We start from the raw sequence: 22,971 nt of genomic DNA on the forward strand, positions 1-22,971 counted from the left end.
AACCACGCTAAAGGTCACCACTGACATCCGCCCCCGGCCACGCCCCGCCGCCGGGCCGACCAGCGGGCCGACGGCGGGCCCCGAGCAGGCCCCAAGCAGGCCGTGTGCCCAGGTCACTCCCGGTCGCGGGCGCGGTGGAAGCGGTCCCGGCCGGCGGCCAGGTCGACGATCGGGTCGGGGTAGTCGTAGCGTGCGCGTTCCTCGGCTGGCAGGTTCCACGGCTCGTGCACCGCCGGCCCCGGCAGGTCGGCGAGTTCGGGCACCCAGCGGCGTACGTACGCGCCGTCCGGGTCGTATCGTCTGCCCTGGCGCACCGGGTTGAGCACCCGGCCGGTCCGGGTGTCCGTGCCGGTGCCGGCCACCCACTGCCAGTTGAGCTGGTTGTTCGCCACGTCGCCGTCGACCAGCAGGTCGAGGAAGTGGCGGGCGCCGACCCGCCAGTCCACGTACAGCGTCTTGGTCAGGAAGCTCGCGGTGAGCAGTCGGCCTCGGTTGTGCATCCAACCCTCGTGCTTCAGTTGCCGCATCGCGGCGTCCACCACGGGGAAGCCGGTGTGGCCCGAGCGCCAGGCCGCGACGTCCTCGGCCGCCTGCCCCCGCGCGTCGCGCCAGCGGTCGCCGCGCGGCCGGTAGTCGGCCGACGACGTCTCGGGGCGGGCCGCGAGCACCTGGTGGTGGAAGTCGCGCCAGCACAGTTGCCGCTCGAAGGCTGCCGCGCCCGGCCCGCCGACCTTGCGCGCCCGGGCGACGAGTTCGACCGGTGACAGCGTGCCGAAGTGCAGGTGGGGTGAGAAGCGCGAGGTGGCGTCGCCCGCGAGGTCGTCGTGGCCCTCCTCGTAACCGGCCAGGTCGTCGCGCAGCCAGGCGGTCATGCGGCGCCGGCCGTCCTTCTCGCCGCCGACCGCGAGCCCTGGCGAGAGCCCGCGCACGCCCCCGCGCACGGGCATCCGGTCGGAGGCGACGGACCGGTCCGGCAGCCGCACCGCGCGCGGGGCCGGCAGCGGGTCCCTCGGCGCCTGCCGGGACCAGGCGCGGAAGTACGGCGTGAACACCGCGAAGTGGCTCCCACCTCCGGACGGGCTCACCGCGCCGGGCGGCAGGACGGTGGTCACCGCCTCGTGCACGACCAGGTGCCGCCCGTCCCGCTCAAGCGCGGCCCGCAACCGTTCCTCGCGGCGCTGCGCGTAGCCGCTGGCGCCCGCGGACACGTGCACCTCCGCGGCCAGGACCTGCGCCGCGACCCGGCACGTCTCCTCCACCACGTCGCCGGAGCGCAGCACCAGCCGGCCCCCGCGCGACCGCAGCCCCGCGTCGAGGTCGGCCAGGCAGTCGCGGAGGAACGCCTCCCGGTTGGGCGCCCCGAAGCCGGTCGTGGCGACGCCGGTGTCGCGGACGAACAGCGGCACCACCCGGCCGCCGCCGGCCAGGGCGGCCCGCAGCGGCGGATGGTCGTGCATTCGCAGGTCGGCGGTGAACAAGACGACGGAAACCCGCATCGGCTTCCCTCCTGGTCCGGTGATGCACATGCGCACGGGACCGCGGAGCGGGACGGGCCTGGGGCCGGACCGCCCCTCTCCACGGGGTCGGCTGGCCCGGCCAGGCCGGGCTCGCGGGGCGTCTGCCGCGAGCCCGGTCCGCGGGGTCGAGGCGGTGGCGGTCACCGCGGCGCGACGGGTGGGACCGCGTCCGGCGCCGTCTCGTGGGCGGCGGCCCCCACGATGTTGCGGGCCATGCCGCCGAAGATGAGGGCGTGGAACGGTGCGATGGCCCACCAGTAGGCGTGGCCGAGCAGCCCGCGCGGATGGAACAGCGCCCGCTGCCGGTAACGGGTCCGGCCGGTGTCCGCGTCGCTGTCGACGCGCAGTTCCAGCCAGGCGAGCCCGGGCATCCGCATCTCGGCACGCAGCCGCAGCAGCCGGCCCGGCTCGACCGCCTCGACCCGCCAGAAGTCCAGCGCGTCCCCCACCCGCAGGTGCTGGGCGTCGCGCCGGCCACGGCGCAGCCCGGCCCCGCCGGCCAGCCGGTCCAGCCAGCCGCGCACGGCCCAGGCGAGCGGGAAGGAGTACCAGCCGTTCTCGCCGCCGATACCCTCGATGACCCGCCACAGGGCGGCCGGCGAGACGTCCACGGTCAGCTCGCGGTGGTCGGTGTACAGGCTGCCGCCGGCCCAGTCCGGGTCGGTGGGCAGCGGATCGCTGGGCGCCCCGGGCAGCGCGGCGGACGACCAACGCGTGGCCACCTGCGCCTCCTGGACCCTGCGGAGGGCCAGGGCGAGGGCGGTGTCGAAGGGGAGCGGCTGGTCCGGCCCGTCGGGGACGTAGCGGGCGATGTCGTGTTCCCGGCAGACCACCTCGTGTCGCAGCGAGGCCGCGAGCGGCTTGGCGATGGCGTGCGGGACGGGCGTGACCAGGCCCACCCAGTAGCTGGAGAGCCGCGGCGTCAACAGCGGGATCGGCACGATCACCCGTCGCGGCAACCTGGCGACCTTGGCGTACCGGCGCATCATCGCCACGTACGTCATGACGTCCGGGCCGCCGATGTCGAAGGCGCGGTTCACGTCGGCGGGGAGTTCGGCGCAGCCGACGAGGTAGCGCAGCACGTCGCGGACGGCGATCGGCTGGATCCGGGTACGCACCCAGCTCGGCGTGACCATGACCGGCAGCCGCTCGGTGAGGTAGCGCAGCATCTCGAAGGACGCGGAGCCGGAACCGATGATGACGGCGGCGCGCAGCACGGCGGTGGGCACGCCCGAGGCGAGCAGGATGTCACCGACCTCGGTGCGCGAGCGCAGGTGCGGCGAGAGTTCGGCGGGTGGTACGCCATCCGGCGTGAGACCGCCGAGGTAGACGAGCCGGCGCACGCCCGCGGCGGCGGCCTGTTCGCCGACGGTACGGGCGGCCCGCCGGTCGGTGTCCTCGAAGCTCCGCCCGGTGCCCAACGCGTGCACCAGGTAGTACGCGACGTCGATGCCGCGCAGCGCGGCGCCCATCGCGTCGGCGTCCAGCACGTCGCCGCGCACGATCTCGACCCGGTCCGCCCAGGGGTGGGCGTACAGCTTCTCGGGCGAGCGCCCCACGCACCGCACCCGGTGGCCGGCCGCCAACAGCTCGGGCACCAGACGGCCCCCGATGTACCCCGTCGCTCCCGTGACCAGGCAGTGCAATCTTCCGGGGCCGTCATCGTTCACGCCGTTCACCTCGGTCGCGTGGGAACAGATTCGATCAGAGTAGGTCGAGACAGACCGGAAGAGGCCGGATTGAGTCGGATTGGGGCGGGTCTCGTTGGGCGAGTCGGACGAGTCCGGCGCCCCGGCCGGCCCACCCCGACCCGTACGGCGCCGCCCGGCCACCGGCACGCACCGTGCGGCCCGAAGGCCGCCCGCATTCGCCCGGCGCATGACTCTTGTCATGCGCGCGACCCCAGACTTACCGTCAGGTAACACCGGCTGGACGCGCCTCCTTCTCGGACCGTGGCCAGCAACGTCACCTCGCGCACGCCCGCGCGGCGCGGGCCCGTACGCGGTGACGTACGCGCCCCCGCCCCACCCTCAGTACGCAAGCACGCAGTACGCAGAGCCGCCGCACCACCCCGTACCACCGCGCGCCACTCACCACCCCACGGACACACACGCACCACCGCGTACCACCCCCACACCCCACGAGCACCCCACCACCGCACAGCACCACGCCTCACACGCGCACCCAGCACCCACCACGCCCCACACGCCTGCCCCGCTCCACCCGCTCCATCCGCACCACGCGCACACCCCCACGCGGCCCGGCCGGGCCGCTCGCTCGTGCCGCGCCGGGCCGCCACCCGGTGGCACCACGAGTTGCCGCCACGCGCCGGCGCCCCGAGCGCCGCGCGCCGGCGCCGCCGTCCGCGCGCACCCGCCGCGGGACGCCCCGCTCACGGCGGCACCCCCTGCCCCGCCCCAGGTCAGGCACGCCCGCGTCGCGGTCGCGCCCCTGCCGGGCGGTGGGCCCCACGCCCGCCGTCCGGCGCTGTCCCCGTGCCGCCGTGCGCCCGCGCGGCCATCCGGCACGCCCCCACGCGGCCCGGCCGGTCCGCTGACGAGTCGGCCGCCGCCCCTCCCCCTCGGAGGTTCACCCTCATGAACCAGCCCCCCAACCGCCGGCGCCCCCTACGGTCCGTGCGCCGCTGGGCCACGGCCGTCGGCATGACCCTGTGCCTGGGCGCGGCCACCCTCGCCACCGCCGGCCCGGCCCAGGCCGAACAGCCCACCCGGACAACCCAGGCCGGCCCGAGCGCCCGGGCCGAGCACCCGGTGGGCGGCCTGTCGGAGGCCGTACGCAACTTCATCGCCAGCCCGGGCGCCGTCGAGGGCGCCAACGACTGGCGGTGCGAGCCGACCGCCGAGCACCCGTACCCCGTCGTCCTCGTGCACGCCACCGGCGTGAACCTAGGCGCCAACTGGACGAAGATCTCCCCCACCCTCGCCAACGCGGGCCACTGCGTCTTCGCCCTCAACTACGGCATGAACCACCTTTCGCTCGGCCGCGTCGGTGGCCTGGCCGACATCCCCGCGTCGGCCAGGCAGTTGAGCGCCTTCGTCGACAAGGTGCTGGCCGCGACGGGCGCGCCGAAGGTCAACCTCGTCGGCCACTCGCAGGGCGGCATGATGCCGAACTACTACCTCAAGCGACTGAACGGCGCCGGCAAGGTGGGCACCCTGGTCGCCCTGTCCCCGAGCAACCACGGCACCACGCTCTCGGGCCTGACCAACCTCGGCGAGGCACTCGGGATCATCGGCTTCGTCAACAACCTCTTCGACTTCGTCGGCCTGCCGGCGCTCAAGCAGCAGGAGGTCAACTCGCGGTTCCAGAAGGACCTCTTCGCCGACGGCGACACCGTGCCCGGCGTGCGTTACGTGGTGCTCCAGACCACGAAGGACGCCGTCGTCACCCCGTACACCAACGCGTTCCTCAAGGGCGACGCGGTCCGCAACGTCACCATCCAGGACCAGTGCCCGGCGGACCCGGTCGGCCATGTGGGGATGTTCGTCGACGGGCCGACCGTGCAGCACGTCGTGAACGCGCTCGGGCCCAACGACCCGCACTTCAAGCCGAACTGCACCGACTACGGGCTGCCGCTCTAGCCGCCGGCGCACGCCCTTTCGCCCCCTCTCCCCCACCCCCGCTGAGCAGCCGCGCTCGCAGGGGCACGGGACGAAACGGCCGCCTCGGCGGCCGTTTCGTCGTACGGGGGCACACACCGCACACCCGCCGCCCCGCCCCAACGGACCCACGACCGGTCGCCAGGTGGCTTCGGCTCACTCTCGCGCGTCGGCGGGCGGTGACGCTCGGGCGCACAACTGCCGTTATATCGCGGCTAGTTGGCTTCGTTGCGCGTGTGCGTGAGGGGGAGCGTGGAAAGTACGGCCGAAGGGGCTGGGGAAGCATGGCGCATGGCCGGGTTGGCGGCCGGTGGCCCGGGTCCGGTTTCCTGGCTGAAAGGAGACCCCTCCGTTGGCCACTTCATCGGGTCACTTCTAGTACGGAATGGGCGCACTCGGGTCCATACCGACATCCCGAGCACAACGCCGGATCAGTACAACACCGGATCAGTACGAGGAGGGGCCAACCCATCATGCACAGCACTGGCACCACGAGCACCGCCCGCACCACGACCGTCGCACCTCGGCGCGCCGCGCGCCCAGGCCGCGCCATCGCCGGGGGCGCGATCCTGGCCGCGACCCTGTTAACCGCCGGGCTCACCGCGAGCAGCGCCGGCGCGGCCGGCCAGCCGGCCGGCGACCGAAGCGCGCCCGCGGCGGCCACCACGCCCACCTGCAAGCTCGCCGGCCTCAAGGTCACGCTGGACAACGGCGGCGTGCCGGACGGCGTACGCAACGGCATGAGCCACGCTGGCATCTACCTGCGGTTCGAGAACACCACCGGCCACACCTGCATCCTGCGCGGCTACCCCGGGCTCGGCCTGGAGAACACCCAGCACAAGCCGCTCACCACCAAGGCCGAGTGGGGCTCGACCTGGTACGCGAAGGACCCGGGCAAGACCAACGTACGCGTGGAGGCCGGCGACTCGGCGTGGGCCGACCTGGCCTGGACCCAGTCGGGCACGGACGCCGTGCACTCCCGGCACCTCAAGGTCACCCCGCCCGCCGAGACCAGGTCCGCGGTCCTGAACTTCGACCGCGTCGTGGACTGGGGCCGCCTCCAGGTGACGGCCCTCGCGGACACACCCCCGAAGATCGGCTGAGGGCCTCCGACCGCCGGGCCGACTGGCCTCGGCGGCGACGGTGGAAGCCTCACGCGGGCCTGTCCCCGGTCTCGGCTTGATCTTGGTCTGGGTCTTGACCTCTGGCCTGACTTTCGAGTTGCGGGCCTGAAACTCGGGCCTCGCCCGGCCCGGGCCGCCGGTCTCCCTCCCGCCCCGGTCTCCGGGCTGCGGGTTTGACCCGGGCTCCGAAACTGCGGGCCTGACCTGGGTTCCGGAGCTGCGGGGCTGCCCCGGGCTCCGGGTTACGAGCCTGACCCGGGTTCTGGAGGTGCGGGGCTGGCCTGGGCCCTTACCTCGGTGGCGGTCGGAGGGTTGGTCAGGCCCGGGGACGGCCCGTCGAACCCGGAGTGGCCGGGACACATCGGCCGCGAGCCGGCTGGCACCGGCGGGCTCAGCGCGTCTGACACGCGCCCGGCGGAGCTGGGAGTGGACACGGCGGCGTCGGTGACGACGACGGACGGCGGCCCCCGCCGTAGTTGTGCAGTCCGTCGTCGCCCCACCCCGGCGCCCCGGGGACGCCGCCGAGTGACCCGCCCCGCGCCGTGCGGCGGCTCGGCGGATCGAGCGGAGAGCGCCGGCGTGCGGCGCCGCCGTGCCCGGTTCCGGGCTAGCTGATGTTCACGTCCACGCAGGCGTAGAAGGCGTTGGCCGTGTCGGCGACGTTCCACACCGCCAACACCTTCTGCTTGCCGGACAGGCCACCGAAGTTGACCTGGTGGGTCACGGTCTCGCCGGGCCGGGCCCCACCGTCGTTGAACTCGGCGATCTTGCTGCCGCCTACGTAGTACTGCCAGGTGCTGGTGGCGTGGCGGGCCGTCAGGCGCCAGTTGAAGCTGGTGGTGCGGCTGACGGGGGTGACCTTCCAGGGCTTGCTGTCGTCGTCCAAGTCGGCGAAGGCGGCGTTGCCACCGCTGCAGCTCCGCAGCCCCTTGGGGCCTTCCACGCTCTGCGGCTCGTACTTGATCGGGCCGCAGGGCAGGGCGCCGGCCGCGCACTGGGCCTGCCGGCTCGGGGGCGAGTTGATGTAACCGTGGGCGCTGGCCGAGCCGGAAGGCAGACTGACGGCCAGGATCGGCGCGATGGCCGCACCGATGGTGACAGCCAGCTTCTTCTTTCCGCGCATGGTGGGACTCCTTGAGTGGGGGGCCTGCCGTGGGGGCAGGTGACAACCGCAGGCGACGCAGAGCCACAGGGCGTGTCAGATGGCGACCGGGTGTGGGGGCACGGGTCGTCGGCCGTAACAGCGGCCCCACGCCGCCTGCTTGGTCTAGACCATACTGATTGTCGGAGCGCGGTCAAGAGTTTGTTCCATCCGAACTTTTTCCCCTTCATCGGAGGAGCCGGATCGCGCCGCCGTGGTCTGCTGACGGGCCGTCACCCTCGGGCGGCGACCTTCCGCAGGTCAGGGGCGGGAAATGCACATGAGGGGCGGTGGGGGGACGTTCACGAACGGGTGAGCCGGCGCCGGCCGGGGATTGGGCCTTCAACGGCGCCGGGGCTGCCGGCGGTGTCGGCGTCCGCCTGCCGGCCAGGCCGACAGGCGGCAACCGGCAGGGCAGATGGCCCGGGGTCTCACCCGCAGGGCAAGCGCCTGGGGGCCCCGCCCCTCCCCCTCCCCTCCCCTCCCCCATCGGAACAGCCCCCAGGCAGCGAGCGTCGGGGAGGCCGCAGCCAGGCAGACCAACCTCGACCCACCCAGCGTTACGCCCCCGCCCGCCCAGCACACCCCCGCCCCAACGCCAGCCTGCCCGCCCCAGCCACACACGCCCGCACCCGGCGCCCCCACCACCCACCCCTGCACACACCCACGCACCCACGCACCCACCCCACGCGCCCCACAAGCGCAGCCCGGGCCCCGAGCCCAATCCCACCCCACCCCCGCCCTCTCACCCGGACAACACGACCCAGCCCCTTACCGCGACAACACCAACGGAAAGACGGCCCGAATGATGCGCACGCTGACCGGGTTGAACTCGCTGTGCGCCTCCGTCGCGTTGACCGAATAAACCAGGGTGCGGGACAGGTTCCGAGTGGCCGCGATGGCCGTCGCGTACCCGGGCCGGGCACCCGACTTGCCCCACACCACCGTCCCGTCCTCGCCTATGAAGCGCTGGAGACCGGCGCTGTAGGTGGCGCCCTCGATCTTCGGCAGCGTGAACATCTCCCGATCCAGCAGCGGTTGCGGCACGATCTTCCCTCGGAACAGCGCGCGCAGCAGGCGCTCCAGGTCGGCGGTGGTCGAGATCATGTCACCGGCCGCCCACCGGTCGGAGACGTTCCACTCCGTCGCGTCCACCAACCTGCCGTCCCGCAGCAGTTGGTAACCGCGGTGGTGTGGCCCGTGGAGGCGTGGATCGGGCCCGTCGGGGAACGACGTGTGTCGCATCCCCGCAGGTCGCAGCACGCGTATGGTCGCCTGGTGCTCGTACGAGTCGCCCGTGATCTTCTCGATGAGCATGCCGAGGACGGTGTACCCGATATTGCCGTACCGCTGCTTCTTGCCAGGGCCCTCGCCCGGGCCGAGGTAGGGCCCCTTGGCGACGGACGCGGCCACGACGGCCTCCGGCGTCAGGGTCTCGAAGCGGCGCTCGTACCCCTCCCCGTCCGTCGGCCCCAGGTCGGCGCCCGGCTGGAGCCCGCTGGGGTACGTGAGCAAGTGGCGTACGGTGATGGGCGCGAAGGCGTCGGACAGCAGCCCCGGCAGGTACTCCTGCACCGTGCCGTCCAGGTCGATCCGACCCTCGGCGGCGAGTTGCAGCACCACGGCCGAGGTCACCACCTTGGTCGTGGACCCGGCGCGGAACCGGGCATCGGTCAACGCCCCGCGTCCGCTGGTCAGATCGCGTACTCCGGCCTTCCCGCGCCACGTGCCGTCGCCGCCGACGCGCACCAGCGCTGCCGTGGCGTCCCGGTCCGGCAACCCGCGCAACGCCTTCTCCAGCGCCACGACATCCGGCCCGTCCGCCGCCTCCGCCGCGTGCGTCACCACCTGCGGGCCGGCCACCGAGTGCGCGGCCGCCGCGCGCGACAAGTCGCCGCCAGGCCGCCCGTCAGCCCACGCGGGCCCGGCCGTCAGCGCGACCGAAGCCGTCAGCCCGACGGCAACCGCAGCGGCCACCCCTGATCGCGCCCGAACCCCAGCCCAAGCCCAAGCCCGAACCCGAGCCCGAACCGGAACGCGGCGCCGATCCAGGCCACCACCTCGTGGCAACGGCCAGGACCGGTCGTTGGGTTGACGGACGGAGGGGGCCTTCTGACCAGGTTGGCGGACAGGCTGGGGACGGGCTCTCATGCGGTACTCCCGAGACGGACGGCTGGCTCACGCGACACCGTCCATGCTGCCGAGCGCGCCGCCCGTGGGAGTCGGACCGTGGTACGGCACGGCCCCTGGCTTCACCCTGGCCGCCGTTCCCTCACATGGCGTACTCCCCATCGGGGTTGTTCCCTAGGCAGTTTCGTTTGGATCAGTCAGTCGTTGGTCCGGGTGTGCCGTTGACTGATGCGCAGTGGGCGCGGATTGAGCCGTTGCTCCCCGACCGGACGCCGCAACGGGGTGGCCGTTGGCGGGACCATCGTGAGGTGATCGACGCGATCGCCTTCAAGTTCCAGACCGGTACCCAGTGGGTGCACCTGCCGGAGAAGTACGGCAACTGGCGGGGCGTCTACAACCGGCTGCGGATGTGGGCCGTCGACGGCACGTGGGAGCGGGTGTTCACCGCCCTGGTGGCCCAAGCCGACGCGGACGAAGACGTCAGCTGGGCCGTCTCGGTGGACTCCACGATCGTGCGGGCCCACCAGCATGCGGCCGGGGCCCGTAAAAAGGGGCCCCGGCCGGCGAGCCGGACGATCACGCCATCGGCCGGTCCCGCGGCGGACTGACCACGAAGATCCACCTTGCGGCCGACGGCTGGTGCCGGCCGCTGGTGTTCGTCCTCACCGCCGGACAGGCCGGAGATGCACCCGCCTTCACGGACGTCATGGCCCGCCTGCGCGTTCCCCGCCCTCTTGGACGGCCCCGCACCAGGCCGGACCTGGTCCTGGCCGACAAGGCGTACTCCTCCCGCGCGATCCGCAGTCACCTGCGCAGACGCGGCATCCGCGCGGTGATCCCGGAACGGGCCGACCAGCAGGCCAACCGGCGGCAGCGCGGACAGGCAGGCGGCAGACCTCCGGCCTTCGACCGCGAGGCGTACAGGCAGCGCAACACCGTCGAGCGGTGCATCAACCGCCTGAAGCAGTGGCGCGGCATCGCCACCCGCTACGAGAAGACCGCGACCATCTACCTCGCCGGACTCCACATCGCAGGCATCTTCCTCTGGTTCGCCCGCTGATCCAAACGAAACCGCCTAGGAGAACCTCAGAGAAGGAGCCCAGAAGCCGAAACCCCGGCGCTCCGATTCCACCGAAGCGCCGGGGTTCAGTGCACCACGGCCGTACGGCCACGTCCCCCCGCGACGACCGTACGGACAGACGGGCACACGGGCACACGGGCACACGGGCAGGCCAGCAGACAGACAAACGAACAGACAGGCAGACGGCCAAGCGGCCCGCCGCTTGGCCGCCACACCGCCCCCGCCGTCAACTCGCTAGCCGAGGGCCGACTTCACCACGTCCGCCAGCCGGCCCGCGACCGACCTGGCCTGCTCGATGTCGGCGGCCTCGACCATCACGCGCACCAGCGGCTCGGTGCCCGACGGGCGCAGCAACACGCGTCCGGTGGCGCCGAGTTCGCGCTCCGCGTCGGTGACGGCGATCCGCACCTCCGGCGAGGTGGCGACGCGCGACTTGTCCACGTCCGGCACGTTGATGAGGATCTGCGGCAGCCGCTCCATGACGCCCGCCAGGTCCGCGAGCGAGCGCCCGGTGGCGGCGACGCGCGCGGCGAGCATCAGTCCGGTCAGCGTGCCGTCGCCGGTCGTGGCGTGGTCGAGGACGATCACGTGGCCGGACTGTTCGCCGCCCAGGGCGAAGCCGCTGCGCTTCATCTCCTCAAGCACGTACCGGTCGCCCACGGCCGTCTGCACCAGGGACAGCCCCTCGCGCTCCATGGCCAGCTTGAAGCCCAGGTTGGACATCACGGTCGCGACCACGGTGTCCTTGCGCAGCCCGCCCGCGTCGCGCATGGCCAGCGCGAGGACGGCCAGGATCTGGTCGCCGTCCACCTCGGCGCCGGTCGCGTCGACGGCCAGGCAGCGGTCGGCGTCGCCGTCGTGGGCGACGCCGAGGTCGGCGCCGTGCTCGACGACGGCGGCGCGCAGCTTGGCCAGGTGGGTGGAGCCGCAGCCGTCGTTGATGTTGAGGCCGTCAGGTTCGGTGCCGATCGTGATGACCTCGGCCCCGGCCCGGGCGAACGCCTCGGGCGAGACCCGCGCCGCCGCGCCGTGCGCCCCGTCGATGACGACCTTGAGCCCGTCGAGCCGGTTCGGCAGCACGCCGATCAGGTGGGCGACGTAGTTGTCGAAGCCCTGGTCGTACGTGGTGACCCGGCCGACGCCCGCGCCGGTCGGGCGGTCCCACGGCTCGCCGGAGGCGTGCGCGTGGTACGTCTCCTCGATCCGGTCCTCCAGCTCGTCGGCCAGCTTGTGTCCGCCGCGTGCGAAGAACTTGATGCCGTTGTCGGGCATCGCGTTGTGGCTGGCGGAGAGCATCACGCCGAGGTCGGCGCCGAGCGCGCCGGTCAGGTAGGCGACGGCGGGGGTCGGCAGGACGCCCACGCGCCGCACGTCCACGCCCGCGCTGGCCAGGCCGGCCACGACGGCGGCTTCAAGGAACTCCCCGGAGGCCCGCGGATCGCGTCCGACCACTGCCACGGGGCGATGGCCCTCGAACGTGCCCGCCTCGGCGAGCACATGCGCCGCCGCGACCGACAGGCCGAGCGCCAGCTCCGCTGTCAGGTCGGCGTTGGCGACACCGCGCACACCGTCCGTACCGAAGAGTCGTCCCACTGGTGTCCTCCGAGATCACGTCACATGAACCAGGGTTTACGTCCAGGTATACGCCCCTGGTTGTCCATAACCGAACGCCCCGGCAGCACGAATGGTGCCGCCGGGGCGTTGGAAGCGCAGCGAGACTCGCTGCAAACCGCTGCGAAGCGTTCTGCGCGAGATTAGCGCTTGCTGTACTGCGGGGCCTTACGGGCCTTCTTCAGACCGGCCTTCTTGCGCTCGACCGCACGGTCGTCACGCTTGAGGAACCCGGCCTTCTTGAGGGGGCCGCGGTTGTTGTCCTCGTCGGCCTCGTTCAGCGCGCGGGCCACACCGAGGCGCAGCGCGCCGGCCTGGCCGGAGATGCCGCCGCCGCTGATGCGGGCGATGACGTCGTAGCGGTCGTCGAGCTCGAGCACCTTGAAGGGCTCGTTGACTTCCTGCTGGTGCACCTTGTTCGGGAAGTAGCCCTCAAGGGTACGACCGTTGATCTTCCACTTGCCGGTGCCCGGGACGATGCGGACGCGGGCGATGGCGTTCTTGCGACGCCCGAGGCCCGCGGCGGGCTGCGGGTCACCGAAGCGGGACGCGAGCGACTCGCTCGTGTACTCCTCGACGGGAACGTCGACGTCCTCGATGTGCTCGGTCGTCTCCACGACCTCGTCGACGACGGGGGTCTCTGCGGTGGTCTCGGCCACGATTCTCCTCAGATTCTTTCAGTCTTAGGGGGTGGCCGGTACTACTGCGCGACCTGGGTGATCTCGAACGGGACCGGCTGCTGAGCGCCGTGCGGGTGCTCGGCACCCGAGTAGACCTTCAGCTTCGAGAGCATCTGACGGCCCAGGGTGTTCTTGGGAAGCATGCCCTTGATGGCCTTCTCGACGGCCTTCTCGGGGTTCTTCGCCAGCAGCTCGTCATAGCGGACGGACCGCAGACCACCCGGGTAGCCCGAGTGGCGGTAGGCCATCTTCTGGGTCCGCTTGTTGCCGGACAGGTGCACCTTGTCGGCGTTGATGATGACGACGAAGTCACCGGTGTCGACGTGGGGCGCGTAGATCGGCTTGTGCTTGCCCCTCAGGAGGGACGCGGCCGTCGTGGCCAGACGGCCCAGGACGACGTCCTGCGCGTCAATGATGTGCCACTGGCGCTGGACATCGCCGGGCTTGGGGCTGTACGTACGCACGGTCGTAGCCTTCGCTTCTTCAGTGATGGGGTCGCCCCTGATCCGCGAGGATCAAGAGGACGAAGTCCTGACAAGGCCACCCGGACGATCACGACAGCCCTGGCGGCACGCCGGGGACGCAACCCGAGTGCCTGCCGCTGGTCATCGGCCCGGTGGACCGGCGTAAGGGCCCCTCACGTGAGATCGAGCAAGCCAATACGCATAACGAACTGGCAGAATACCGGCCCGCCCCCATCCGGGTCAAAACAGCCCGCCAGCCCCCGCCTCGGCCCCGGGCCAGCCCCCTGCACCGGACCCGCCACGGTCCCAGCCTGCGGCCTGCGCCCCGACTCCAGGTCCCGGCCCCGACTCCAGGTCCCGGCCCCGACTCCGGCCCTCGGCCCCGAGTACGGGCCCCCCGCCCCGGCCCCCGGCGCCAGCCGACCCGCCTCTCCCGCCTCACCCCGCCGCCGTCACCGCGCGCGCCGCACCCGCCCCTCGTCCCAGACCGGCTCCGGCACCTCGCGGACCAGGCCGTCGGAGCCGAAGACCAGGAAGCGGTCGAAGGACCGGGCGAACCAGCGGTCGTGGGTGACGGTGAGGACCGTGCCCTCGTACGCCGCGAGCCCCTCCTGCAACGCCTCCGCGCTCTCCAGGTCCAGGTTGTCCGTGGGCTCGTCCAGCAGCAGCGCGGTCGCGCCCGCCAGCTCCAGGAGCAGGATCTGCAACCGGGCCTGCTGGCCGCCGGAGAGCTTGTCGAATGGCTGGTCCCCCTGCCCCTCCAGCTCGTACCGGCGCAGCACGCTCATCGCGCCCCCGCGGTCCTTGGCGTGCTCCGTCCACAGGATGTCGACCAGCGTGCGGCCCATCAGCTCGGGGTGCGCGTGGGTCTGCGCGAAGTGCCCGGGCACCACCCGCGCGCCCAGCTTCCACTTCCCCGTGTGGGCCACGTCGCCGCCGGCCAGCAGGCGCAGGAAGTGCGACTTGCCCGAGCCGTTCGAGCCCAGCACCGCGACCCGTTCGCCGAAGAAGACCTCCAGGTCGAAGGGGTGCATCAGGCCGGTCAGCTCAAGCTGCTCGCAGGTGATGGCCCGCACGCCGGTGCGCCCGCCGCGTAGCCGCATCCGGATGTCCTGCTCGCGCGGCGGCTCCTGCGGCGGGCCGGCCTCCTCGAACCGGCGCAGCCGGGTCTGGGCGGCCTGGTAGCGCGAGGCCATGTCCGCGTTGTACGCCGCCTTCTGCTTGAAGGTGAGCATCAGCCGGCGCAGCTTGGCGTGCTCCTCGTCCCAGCGCCGGCGCAGCTCCTCGAAGCGCGCGAAGCGCTCCTTGCGGGCCGCGTGGTACGTCGCGAAGCCGCCGCCGTGCACCCAGGTGTCGCTGCCGGCCGGGCCCGGCTCCACGCTGATGATCTTCTGCGCGGAGCGGGCGAGCAGCTCCCGGTCGTGGCTGACGAACAGCACCGTCTTGGGCGTCTCGCGCAGCCGTTCCTCAAGCCAGCGCTTGCCGGGCACGTCCAGGTAGTTGTCCGGCTCGTCCAGGAGCAGCACCTCGTCGGGCCCGCGCAGCAGCGCCTCGAGGACCAGCCGCTTCTGCTCGCCGCCGCTGAGCGTGCGCACCTGCCGCCACTGCGCCCGCTCGTACGGCACGCCGAGCGCGGCCATCGTGCACATGTCCCACAGCGTCTCGGCCTCGTACCCGCGCGCCTCGGCCCAGTCGCTCAGCGCCTGCGCGTACGCCATCTGGGCGGCCTCGTCGTCGACGGTCATGACCGCGTGCTCGGCCTCGTCCACCGCCCGCGCCGCTTTCCGCAGCCGTGGCTGGGACACCGAGACCAGCAGGTCCCGTACGGTGCGCTCGTCCCGGACGGAGCCGACGAACTGCGGCATCACGCCCAGGCCGCCGCTGACCGTCACCGTGCCGCCGTGCGGTTTCAGCTCGCCCGAGATCAGCCGCAGCAGCGTCGTCTTGCCCGCGCCGTTCGCCCCGACCAGCGCGACCGCGGAGCCCTCCCCCACCCGGAACGAGACATCGCCGAACAGCACCCGACCGTCGGGTAGGTAGTACTCCAGATGCGCGCCCTCAACGTGTCCCATACCGGAAGTCTGGGCGCCGTCCCCCGCCGCCGGCCAACCGTTTTCCGGGGCGGCCGCCGGGCCCCCGGGCGCCCGGGCGTGCCCATAGGATGCGCGGCATGAGCTTTGGGCAAGGGGGGCCGTACGGGCCCGGGGGATCTCAGCCGCCTACGCCGGACTGGTCGGCCCTCGCCGACACCGCGGCACGTGACCGGCGCCGCAAGTGGTTGCTCTTCGGCGGCGGGTCGCTGGCCGCCGCCGCCATCGCCGCGATCGTCGCCACCGCCGTGATCGTGGGCGACGACGACGGGGGCAAGGGCGACCGGAGCGCCTCCCAGCTCCCCACCCCGGCCGAGCTGCCCAGCGAGCCGGCGCAGAGCGAGCCGACGTTCTCCGACGTCGATCCGCCCGCGCCGATCAGCCCGCTGGAGGTCATCTCCGACCGTTCCAAGGACACCGCGCCGATCACCGCCGCCGGCCTCTTCCCGGGCGACCGGGCCACCGTGGCCGGCCGTGACTACACCAAGGGCGCCACGGCCAGCACCGGGGACTGCGGCTCGGTGGCGCAGAAGAAGCTCTACCCCGCGCTGACCGGCAACGGCTGCCGCCAGGTGGTGCGGGCGACATACACCAACGGCGAGGTCGCGGTCACGGTCGGCATCGCCGTCTTCGACACCAAGGCCGCGGCCGAGAAGGCCAAGGCCGCCGCCGGGCCCTTCCTGGTCTCGCTGCCGGGTGACGGCGTCGAGCGCTTCTGCCGCAACACCGCCTGCCGCTCCACCAGCAACGCCATCGGCCGCTACGGCTACTTCACCATCGCCGGCAACACCGACGGCAGCCCCGTACGCACCGACGACACCAAGGCCCGGCAGGCCGGGCTCGACGTCGCCGAGCACGCCTTCAGCCGCATCATGCAGCGGGCGAACGCCCAGGCGTCAGCGGCGGCCACGGCCCGCTGACCCCCGCGCCCGGGCCCACGCCCGCCGCGCCAGCACGGCAACCTCGCACACCGCCACGGCCCGGCCCGCGACCCGCAGCCCGGACACCTCCCGCGCTCCCCTCCCCCAACAACGCGCCCTCCCGCGCACCCTGTCGCCCCGAAGAAATACGCACCCGCTCCCGCGTGCCCGACCACGCGGACGAACAAAAGGGGCAGAAGGTTGTGGTGTGATCCACGATTGTGGGCCATTGCATATCACCGCATGCATAAGCAACTTTCTTCACCCGCAATCGTCTAATGAGGCAGGCCAGGCCAGAGGGGAGGCAGCACGCAACGGACGCAAGCCGTCCTGCGTGAAGTCAAAATGAAGATCTCATTTCTGCTGCACAACGTGTACGGCATCGGTGGAACGATCCGTTCCACGTTCAATGTGGCGGGCGCCCTCGCCGAACACCACGAGGTGGAGATCGTCTCCCTCATGCGCACCGCGGAGGCGCCGAGCCTCCCGCTGCACGACGCGGTGCGCGTCGTCAACCTGATCGACCTGCGCAAGGGCCGCTCCAGCGACGCGGACAACCCGCTGCTCAAGCAGATCACCCCGCGCATCCCGGCCGCCGAGGCCAACGGCACGGTGAACTTCAACGCGCTCACCGACGAGCGCGTCGCCGCCTTCCTCGACTCCACCGACGCGGACGTCGTCATAGCGACCCGCCCTGGCCTGCTCATCTACCTGGCCGAACTCGGTCGCGGCCGAGGCCGCGACTTCCTGCGCATCGGCCAGGAGCACCGGCTGTACGAGACGCACAAGCCCGCGCTGCGCGCCGCCTGCGACGCGGCCATCGCCCGGCTCGACGCCCACACCACCGTCTCCGAGGCCGACGCGGCCACCCACCGCGCCAAGCTGCCCGACATCACCACCCGGCTCGTCGGGCTGCCCAACGGCGTCCCCGCGACCGACGTCGAGCCCTCCGACGGCACCGCCAAGCTCGTCGTCGCCGCCGGCCGGCTGGTCCCGGTCAAGCGCTACGACCTGCTCGTCACCGCCTGGGCGACGGTCGCCGCCGCGCACCCGGACTGGAAGCTGCGGCTGTACGGGCGCGGCCCCCAGCACGCCGCGCTGCGCCAGCAGATCGACGACCTGGGCCTGGCCGACCACATCACCCTCATGGGCCCGCACGCCCCCATCGAGACCGAGTGGGCCAAGGGCTCGATCGCGGCCGTCACCTCCCGCGAGGAGTCGTTCGGCATGACGATCGTGGAGGCCATGCACTGCGGCGTGCCCGTGGTGGCCACCAACTGCCCGCACGGCCCCGGCGAGATCATCACGGACGGCGAGGACGGGCTGCTGGTCACCAACGGCGACGCGGACGCCGTCGCCAAGGGCCTGCTCTCCCTCATCGAGGACGACGACCGGCGCCGCCGGATGGGCCAGGCCGCCCGCGCAGCCGCCGCGCGCTACGCGCCCGAGCACGTGGCCGCCGCGTACGAGAAGCTGATCGGCGAGCTGTACGCGGCCCGTGGTCGGGCCGTGCCCCCGCGGGCCGCCGCCGGTTCGCGGGGCCAGCGCAAGCCGCTGACCGACGTCCTCAAGGCCACCGTCAAGAGCCTGGTGCGCAAGCCCCCGCTGCGACCCGTCGCCACCTGCCGGGCCGACGGCACGGGCCGCCTCACGCTCAGTGTGCGCGGCGCGGGCGTGCACGGGCCCAAGCTGGCCGTGACGCTGACCGACCGCGCCAAGGGCGACCAGTTCCACGTCCCGCTCCAGCAGCCGGCCGAGCCCGGCGGGGCCTGGACCGCGGTCGTGGACCACGAGCTGGTCCGGCTCACCGAGGGCCGCTGGGACCTGCACGTCGTCCGCGGCGACGGCGCCCGCCGCCGCCTGGCCTGCCACTACGCCGAGGGCCGAGGCTTGGTCAACGCGCGACCGCTGGACGGTACGCCGTTCACCTGGTGGGTGCCGTACACCACCGTGGACGGCTACCTGGCGCTGCGCACCTGGTACCGCGACGCGCACGCCGAGGCCCACACCGTGCACGCCGACGACGTCGGCGTCACCGTCACCTGCACCCTGCACGGCACCACGCTGGCCCAGGACGGCACCGGCGCCGCGCCCACCGTCATCGCCAAGCCGCGCACCGCGGGCAAGGCGTTCACCGCCCCGGTGACCGTGCTGGGCCCGGACCGGTTCCGCTTCACGCTGCGCTACGAGCAGGCGCACGCCACCCGCTCCGGCAAGGAGGCGGTCGACCCGGTCTGGGACGTCAGCCTCCAGCCGGGCGGCGACGGGCCCGCGATCCTGCGCGTCGGCCGCGTCCTCGGCGACGTCCTCGACCGCAACAAGACCGACCTCTACCCCACCGTGGGGGGCGTGCGGCCCTACTTCACCAAGGCCAACAACCTCGCCCTGACCAGCCCCAAGCGCACCGCGTAAGGCAACCCCCACGCCAGAGCGGGCGGGCCCGTCCCCCGGGCCCGCCCGCTCGTCCGTCCGCTCGTCCGCGTCCGACGCCCCCGCGCGGGACCGTCGGCCACCGGCCCACGGTCGCCGCTCAGCAGCAGCCCGCGGCCCCGCCCGCGCCCGGCAGCGTGCGCTTGTTCCGGGCCTCCCGGCTGCGCGCCGCGAGCAGGTCGTCGGCCGGGTAGCCGACCTCCTCCAGGGTCAGTCCGTGCGGGCGCACCACGTGCACGGCCGAGTCCCGCACCCCCGCGGCCAGCACCGCGCGCGGCCACTCCACCGGCCGGTGCCCGTCGCCCACGAAGAGCATCGCGCCCACCAGCGAGCGCACCATGTTGTGGCAGAAGGCGTCCGCCCGCACGGTCGCGGTGATCACCCCGTCCGCGCCGCGCTCCCAGGAGAACCGCTGGAGCGTACGGATCGTCGTCGCGCCCTCGCGCCGCTTGCAGTACGCCGCGAAGTCGTGCTCTCCGACGAGGTGCCCGGCCGCCTCGTTCATGGCCGCCACGTCCAGCGGCCAGTCGTGCCACAGCACGTGACCGCGCAGCAGCGGGTCCACGCCGCCCGGATGGTCGGTCACCCGGTACGCGTACCGCCGCCAGATCGCCGAGAAGCGGGCGTTGAAGCCCGCCGGCGCCGGCTCGAGGCGCCACACCCGCACGTCGTGCGAGAGCCGCCCGGCCAGCCGGCGCAGCAGCCGCTCCCGGTGCTCCTCCCAGACCTCGACGGGCAGGTCCACGTGCGCGACCTGCCCCCGCGCGTGCACCCCGGCGTCCGTGCGGCCGGCCACCGTCAGCTCGTACGTGCGGGACGAGCGCGTCACCGTGCGCAGCGCGTCCTCGATCTCGCCCTGTACGGTGCGCCGGTCGCCCGCCTGCCGGGCCCAGCCGGAGAAGTCCCTGCCGTCGTAGCTGAGGTCCAGCCGCAGCCGTACCTGCCCGGGGGCCGCCTCGTCGCTCACTCGCCGTCCTTGTCCACGCAGCATCCCTGTCTCATGCCGAACGGGCCCGCCCCAGAGAACTGGAACGGGCCCGTTGGCAACGTCTGTCTCACTCGCCCCGCCGTGGCGGGAGCGGCAATCAGGCGTCCTTGGCCTCGGTCTCGTCGGCGGCCTCGGCCGGGGCCTGCTCGGCCTCGCCCTTCTTGAGGTCCGCGACGGCCTCGTCGCCGGCGGCGTCCTTGGCGGACCGCTTGGTGGCGGCCTCAGCCTCACCCACGGCGGTCTGCTGCACGGTCAGCGCCTCGACCAGCTCGATGACGGCCATGGGCGCGTTGTCGCCACGGCGGTTACCGATCTTGGTGATGCGGGTGTAGCCACCCGGGCGGTTCTCGTAGCGCGGCGCGATCTCCGTGAAGAGGGTGTGCACGACACCCTTGTCGCGGATGGTCTGCAGCACCAGGCGACGGTTGTGCAGGTCGCCCTTCTTCGCCTTGGTGACCAGGCGCTCGGCGACCGGACGCAGGCGGCGGGCCTTGGCCTCGGTCGTCTTGATGCGGCCGTGCTCGAACAGCGCCGTGGCGAGGTTCGCGAGCAGCAGACGCTCGTGCGCGGCGCTGCCGCCCAGACGGGCACCCTTGGCAGGCTTCGGCATGGTGTTTCTCCTCGGTGTCTGCACCGGCCGTATCAGGTACCGGTGTCAGTTCCCGGACGGACGATCGTCCGCCGGAACCCGGGCTCGCGCCCGGGAAGTCTCGCTGCGTTCCCGGCCGGGACGCGGGGCTGGCCCCCACCCCGGCCGGGAGCGGCTCAGTACTGCTCGGTCTCGACGAACCCGGCGTCCGCGTCGTCGTCGGCGCCGAAGGCGTCCGCGGCGGCGGTCGGGTCGAATCCGGGCGGGCTGTCCTTGAGCGCCAGGCCCATGCCGGCCAGCTTCGCCTTGACCTCGTCGATCGACTTGGCGCCGAAGTTGCGGATGTCGAGCAGGTCCGCCTCGGAGCGGGCCACCAGCTCGCCCACCGAGTGGATGCCCTCACGCTTGAGGCAGTTGTACGAGCGGACCGTGAGCTCCAGCTCCTCGATCGGCAGCGCCAGGTCGGCGGCGAGCGCGGCGTCCGTCGGGGACGGGCCCATGTCGATGCCCTCGGCGTCCACGTTCAGCTCGCGGGCCAGGCCGAACAGCTCGACCAGGGTCTTACCGGCCGACGCCATGGCGTCACGCGGGCGCATGGCCTGCTTGGTCTCGACGTCGACGATCAGCTTGTCGAAGTCGGTGCGCTGCTCGACACGGGTCGCCTCGACCTTGTAGGTGACCTTGAGGACCGGCGAGTAGATCGAGTCGACCGGAATGCGGCCGATCTCCTGGCCGACCTGCTTGTTCTGCACGGCGGAGACGTAGCCGCGACCGCGCTCGACGGTCAGCTCCATCTCCAGCTTGCCCTTGCCGTTCAGGGTGGCCAGGACCAGGTCCGGGTTGTGCACCTCGACGCCGGCCGGCGGGGCGATGTCCGCGGCGGTGACCAGGCCGGGGCCCTGCTTGCGCAGGTACATCACGACCGGCTCGTCGTGCTCCGAGGAGACGACGAGCTGCTTGATGTTGAGGATGAGGTCGGTGACGTCCTCCTTGACGCCCGGCACGGTGGTGAACTCGTGCAGGACCCCGTCGATCCGGATGGACGTGACCGCCGCACCGGGGATCGAGGAGAGGAGCGTACGACGCAGGGAGTTACCGAGGGTGTAGCCGAAGCCCGGCTCCAGCGGCTCGATCACGAACCGGGAGCGGTACTCGTCTACGACCTCTTCGGTCAGAGAGGGACGCTGAGCGATCAGCATGAGGTGTTGCCTCCAGTCTTCGGCACCCACTATTTGATGCCGACGGATACTGCAAGGGTACGGGCGGTACGCCGCCGTGATGGAGGTGTACCGCCCGTGACCCGTGAGCGACTACCGTCCGTAGCGCGGGTGCGCTGCTTCGGGTAGCGACTCGACTTCTAGCCCAACCGGTCCGTCAGACCCGGCGCCGCTTCGGGGGGCGGCAGCCGTTGTGCGGGGTCGGCGTGACGTCCTGGATGGAGCCGACCTCCAGGCCGGTGGCCTGGAGCGAACGGATCGCGGTCTCACGGCCGGAGCCGGGACCCTTGACGAAGACGTCCACCTTGCGCATGCCGTGCTCCTGCGCGCGGCGCGCGGCCGACTCGGCGGCCATCTGCGCGGCGAACGGGGTCGACTTGCGCGAGCCCTTGAAGCCGACGTGGCCGGCAGAGGCCCAGGAGATCACGTTGCCCGTGGGGTCGGTGATCGAGACGATCGTGTTGTTGAACGTGCTCTTGATGTGAGCGTGCCCGTGGGCGACGTTCTTCTTCTCCTTGCGGCGCACCTTCTTGGCGCCAGCCGTACGGCTCTTCGGAGGCATTCTGATGAACTCCCGTGGAGGTGATCGGTCCTACAGCTCGGACCGCGAACTGCTCGCGGGGACCGGGGGTAAGCCCCCGGGCCGCGGCGCGTCCGGTGCGGACTACTTCTTGCCCGGCTTCTTCTTGCCGGCGATGGCGCGACGCGGGCCCTTGCGGGTGCGGGCGTTGGTGCTCGTGCGCTGACCGTGGACCGGCAGGCCACGACGGTGACGCAGACCCTGGTAGCAGCCGATCTCGACCTTGCGGCGGATGTCGGCCTGGATCTCACGACGGAGGTCACCCTCGGTCTTGAGGTTGGCGTCCACGTACTCGCGGATCTTGACCAGGTCCTCTTCGGCCAGGTCGCGCACGCGGGTGTCCGGGTTGACGCCGGTGTTCTTCAGGGTCTCCTGGGCACGGGTGCGACCAATGCCGAAGACGTAGGTGAGGGCGACCTCCACGCGCTTTTCGCGCGGGAGGTCAACGCCTGCGAGGCGTGCCATAAATCTGGCTCCAGTTGCTATTCGGAGGTCTTCCGCAACACCACTCCCGGGCCTGTGTCACCACGGCCACCGGGTCCCCGGCCTCCGCCGGGGGTGTCGTCCCCTGCGAGGAGGAGACGGGTGATTGCGTATGTACGAGTTGCTCGCGTCGCGCGAAGGTACTGCGAGGTGCGGGTCGTGCGTCAGCCCTGGCGCTGCTTGTGGCGCAGGTTGTCGCAGATGACCATGACCCGGCCGTGACGGCGGATCACCTTGCACTTGTCGCAGATCTTCTTGACGCTCGGCTTGACCTTCATGGGTGTGAGGTTCTCCGGGTCGTGCCAT

General features: G+C 72.3%; 18 protein-coding genes and 1 pseudogene. 5 read left to right on the forward strand and 14 right to left on the reverse strand.

What is annotated here, in order from left to right; genetic code table 11:
- Positions 1-113: 113 nt before the first annotated feature.
- A complete protein-coding gene (locus tag OYE22_RS12760; protein WP_277320539.1) occupies positions 114-1,496 on the reverse strand; it encodes a deoxyribodipyrimidine photo-lyase in 1,383 nt (460 codons plus the stop codon).
- 161 nt (positions 1,497-1,657) lie between these two features.
- Positions 1,658-3,187, reverse strand: a complete 1,530-nt coding sequence (locus OYE22_RS12765; RefSeq protein ID WP_277320540.1) for an SDR family oxidoreductase — start codon at positions 3,185-3,187, stop codon at positions 1,658-1,660.
- Positions 3,188-4,114: 927 nt separating this feature from the next.
- Between OYE22_RS12765 and OYE22_RS12770 the strand changes: the two genes are divergently transcribed.
- Positions 4,115-5,119, forward strand: a complete 1,005-nt coding sequence (locus OYE22_RS12770; RefSeq protein WP_277320541.1) for an alpha/beta fold hydrolase — start codon at positions 4,115-4,117, stop codon at positions 5,117-5,119.
- Positions 5,120-5,610: 491 nt separating this feature from the next.
- On the forward strand, positions 5,611-6,240 hold the full coding sequence (locus OYE22_RS12775) for a DUF4232 domain-containing protein (protein ID WP_277320542.1): 630 nt from the start codon (positions 5,611-5,613) through the stop codon (positions 6,238-6,240).
- Positions 6,241-6,868: 628 nt separating this feature from the next.
- Here OYE22_RS12775 and OYE22_RS12780 read toward each other — a convergent pair.
- On the reverse strand, positions 6,869-7,384 hold the full coding sequence (locus OYE22_RS12780) for a lytic polysaccharide monooxygenase auxiliary activity family 9 protein (RefSeq protein WP_277320543.1): 516 nt from the start codon (positions 7,382-7,384) through the stop codon (positions 6,869-6,871).
- A gap of 789 nt (positions 7,385-8,173) precedes the next feature.
- Positions 8,174-9,379: a serine hydrolase domain-containing protein gene (locus tag OYE22_RS12785; RefSeq protein ID WP_277320544.1), complete on the reverse strand. Its 1,206-nt coding sequence runs from the start codon at positions 9,377-9,379 to the stop codon at positions 8,174-8,176.
- A 299-nt stretch (positions 9,380-9,678) separates the two neighbouring features.
- Here OYE22_RS12785 and OYE22_RS12790 point away from each other — a divergent pair.
- Positions 9,679-10,592, forward strand: a pseudogene (locus OYE22_RS12790) (IS5 family transposase).
- A 255-nt stretch (positions 10,593-10,847) separates the two neighbouring features.
- Here the strand turns inward: OYE22_RS12790 and glmM are convergent.
- From glmM to OYE22_RS12810, 4 genes are all read right to left on the reverse strand, one after another.
- Positions 10,848-12,206, reverse strand: a complete 1,359-nt coding sequence (gene glmM / locus OYE22_RS12795) for a phosphoglucosamine mutase (RefSeq protein ID WP_277320545.1) — start codon at positions 12,204-12,206, stop codon at positions 10,848-10,850.
- Positions 12,207-12,367: 161 nt separating this feature from the next.
- The gene (gene rpsI, locus OYE22_RS12800; protein WP_277320546.1) at positions 12,368-12,883 is read right to left on the reverse strand and encodes a 30S ribosomal protein S9; all 516 of its coding nucleotides are present in this window, start codon (positions 12,881-12,883) and stop codon (positions 12,368-12,370) included.
- Between the two features lie 41 nt (positions 12,884-12,924).
- Positions 12,925-13,368: a 50S ribosomal protein L13 gene (gene rplM, locus OYE22_RS12805; protein WP_277320547.1), complete on the reverse strand. Its 444-nt coding sequence runs from the start codon at positions 13,366-13,368 to the stop codon at positions 12,925-12,927.
- A 452-nt stretch (positions 13,369-13,820) separates the two neighbouring features.
- Positions 13,821-15,440 (reverse strand): ATP-binding cassette domain-containing protein, encoded by a 1,620-nt coding sequence (locus OYE22_RS12810; RefSeq protein WP_277320548.1) that lies wholly within the window; start codon positions 15,438-15,440, stop codon positions 13,821-13,823.
- Positions 15,441-15,538: 98 nt separating this feature from the next.
- On the opposite strand from OYE22_RS12810, the gene OYE22_RS12815 reads away from it, so the two are divergent.
- Positions 15,539-16,378 carry a hypothetical protein gene (locus OYE22_RS12815; protein WP_277320549.1) on the forward strand — a complete coding sequence of 280 codons (840 nt, stop codon included), beginning with the start codon at positions 15,539-15,541 and terminating at the stop codon, positions 16,376-16,378.
- A 345-nt stretch (positions 16,379-16,723) separates the two neighbouring features.
- Positions 16,724-18,790: a glycosyltransferase gene (locus tag OYE22_RS12820; RefSeq protein ID WP_277320550.1), complete on the forward strand. Its 2,067-nt coding sequence runs from the start codon at positions 16,724-16,726 to the stop codon at positions 18,788-18,790.
- Positions 18,791-18,908: 118 nt separating this feature from the next.
- Here OYE22_RS12820 and truA read toward each other — a convergent pair whose 3' ends face one another.
- The 6 genes from truA to rpmJ all read right to left on the reverse strand — a co-directional run bounded on the left by truA (position 18,909) and on the right by rpmJ (position 22,943).
- Positions 18,909-19,775 carry a tRNA pseudouridine(38-40) synthase TruA gene (gene truA, locus OYE22_RS12825; protein ID WP_277320551.1) on the reverse strand — a complete coding sequence of 289 codons (867 nt, stop codon included), beginning with the start codon at positions 19,773-19,775 and terminating at the stop codon, positions 18,909-18,911.
- A gap of 118 nt (positions 19,776-19,893) precedes the next feature.
- Entirely contained in the window at positions 19,894-20,406 is a 513-nt protein-coding gene (rplQ, locus tag OYE22_RS12830) for a 50S ribosomal protein L17 (RefSeq protein WP_277320552.1), read from the reverse strand.
- 155 nt (positions 20,407-20,561) lie between these two features.
- Entirely contained in the window at positions 20,562-21,584 is a 1,023-nt protein-coding gene (locus tag OYE22_RS12835) for a DNA-directed RNA polymerase subunit alpha (RefSeq protein WP_144380962.1), read from the reverse strand.
- A 175-nt stretch (positions 21,585-21,759) separates the two neighbouring features.
- Positions 21,760-22,164, reverse strand: coding sequence for a 30S ribosomal protein S11 (gene rpsK / locus OYE22_RS12840; RefSeq protein WP_009715860.1), 405 nt, complete (start codon positions 22,162-22,164; stop codon positions 21,760-21,762).
- 102 nt (positions 22,165-22,266) lie between these two features.
- Entirely contained in the window at positions 22,267-22,647 is a 381-nt protein-coding gene (rpsM, locus tag OYE22_RS12845; protein WP_176163520.1) for a 30S ribosomal protein S13, read from the reverse strand.
- A 182-nt stretch (positions 22,648-22,829) separates the two neighbouring features.
- Positions 22,830-22,943 carry a 50S ribosomal protein L36 gene (gene rpmJ / locus OYE22_RS12850; RefSeq protein ID WP_003956441.1) on the reverse strand — a complete coding sequence of 38 codons (114 nt, stop codon included), beginning with the start codon at positions 22,941-22,943 and terminating at the stop codon, positions 22,830-22,832.
- Between the last annotated feature and the right edge of the window lie 28 nt (positions 22,944-22,971).

Origin of the sequence: Streptomyces sp. 71268, assembly GCF_029392895.1 — a bacterium.
GTDB lineage: Bacteria > Actinomycetota > Actinomycetes > Streptomycetales > Streptomycetaceae > Streptomyces.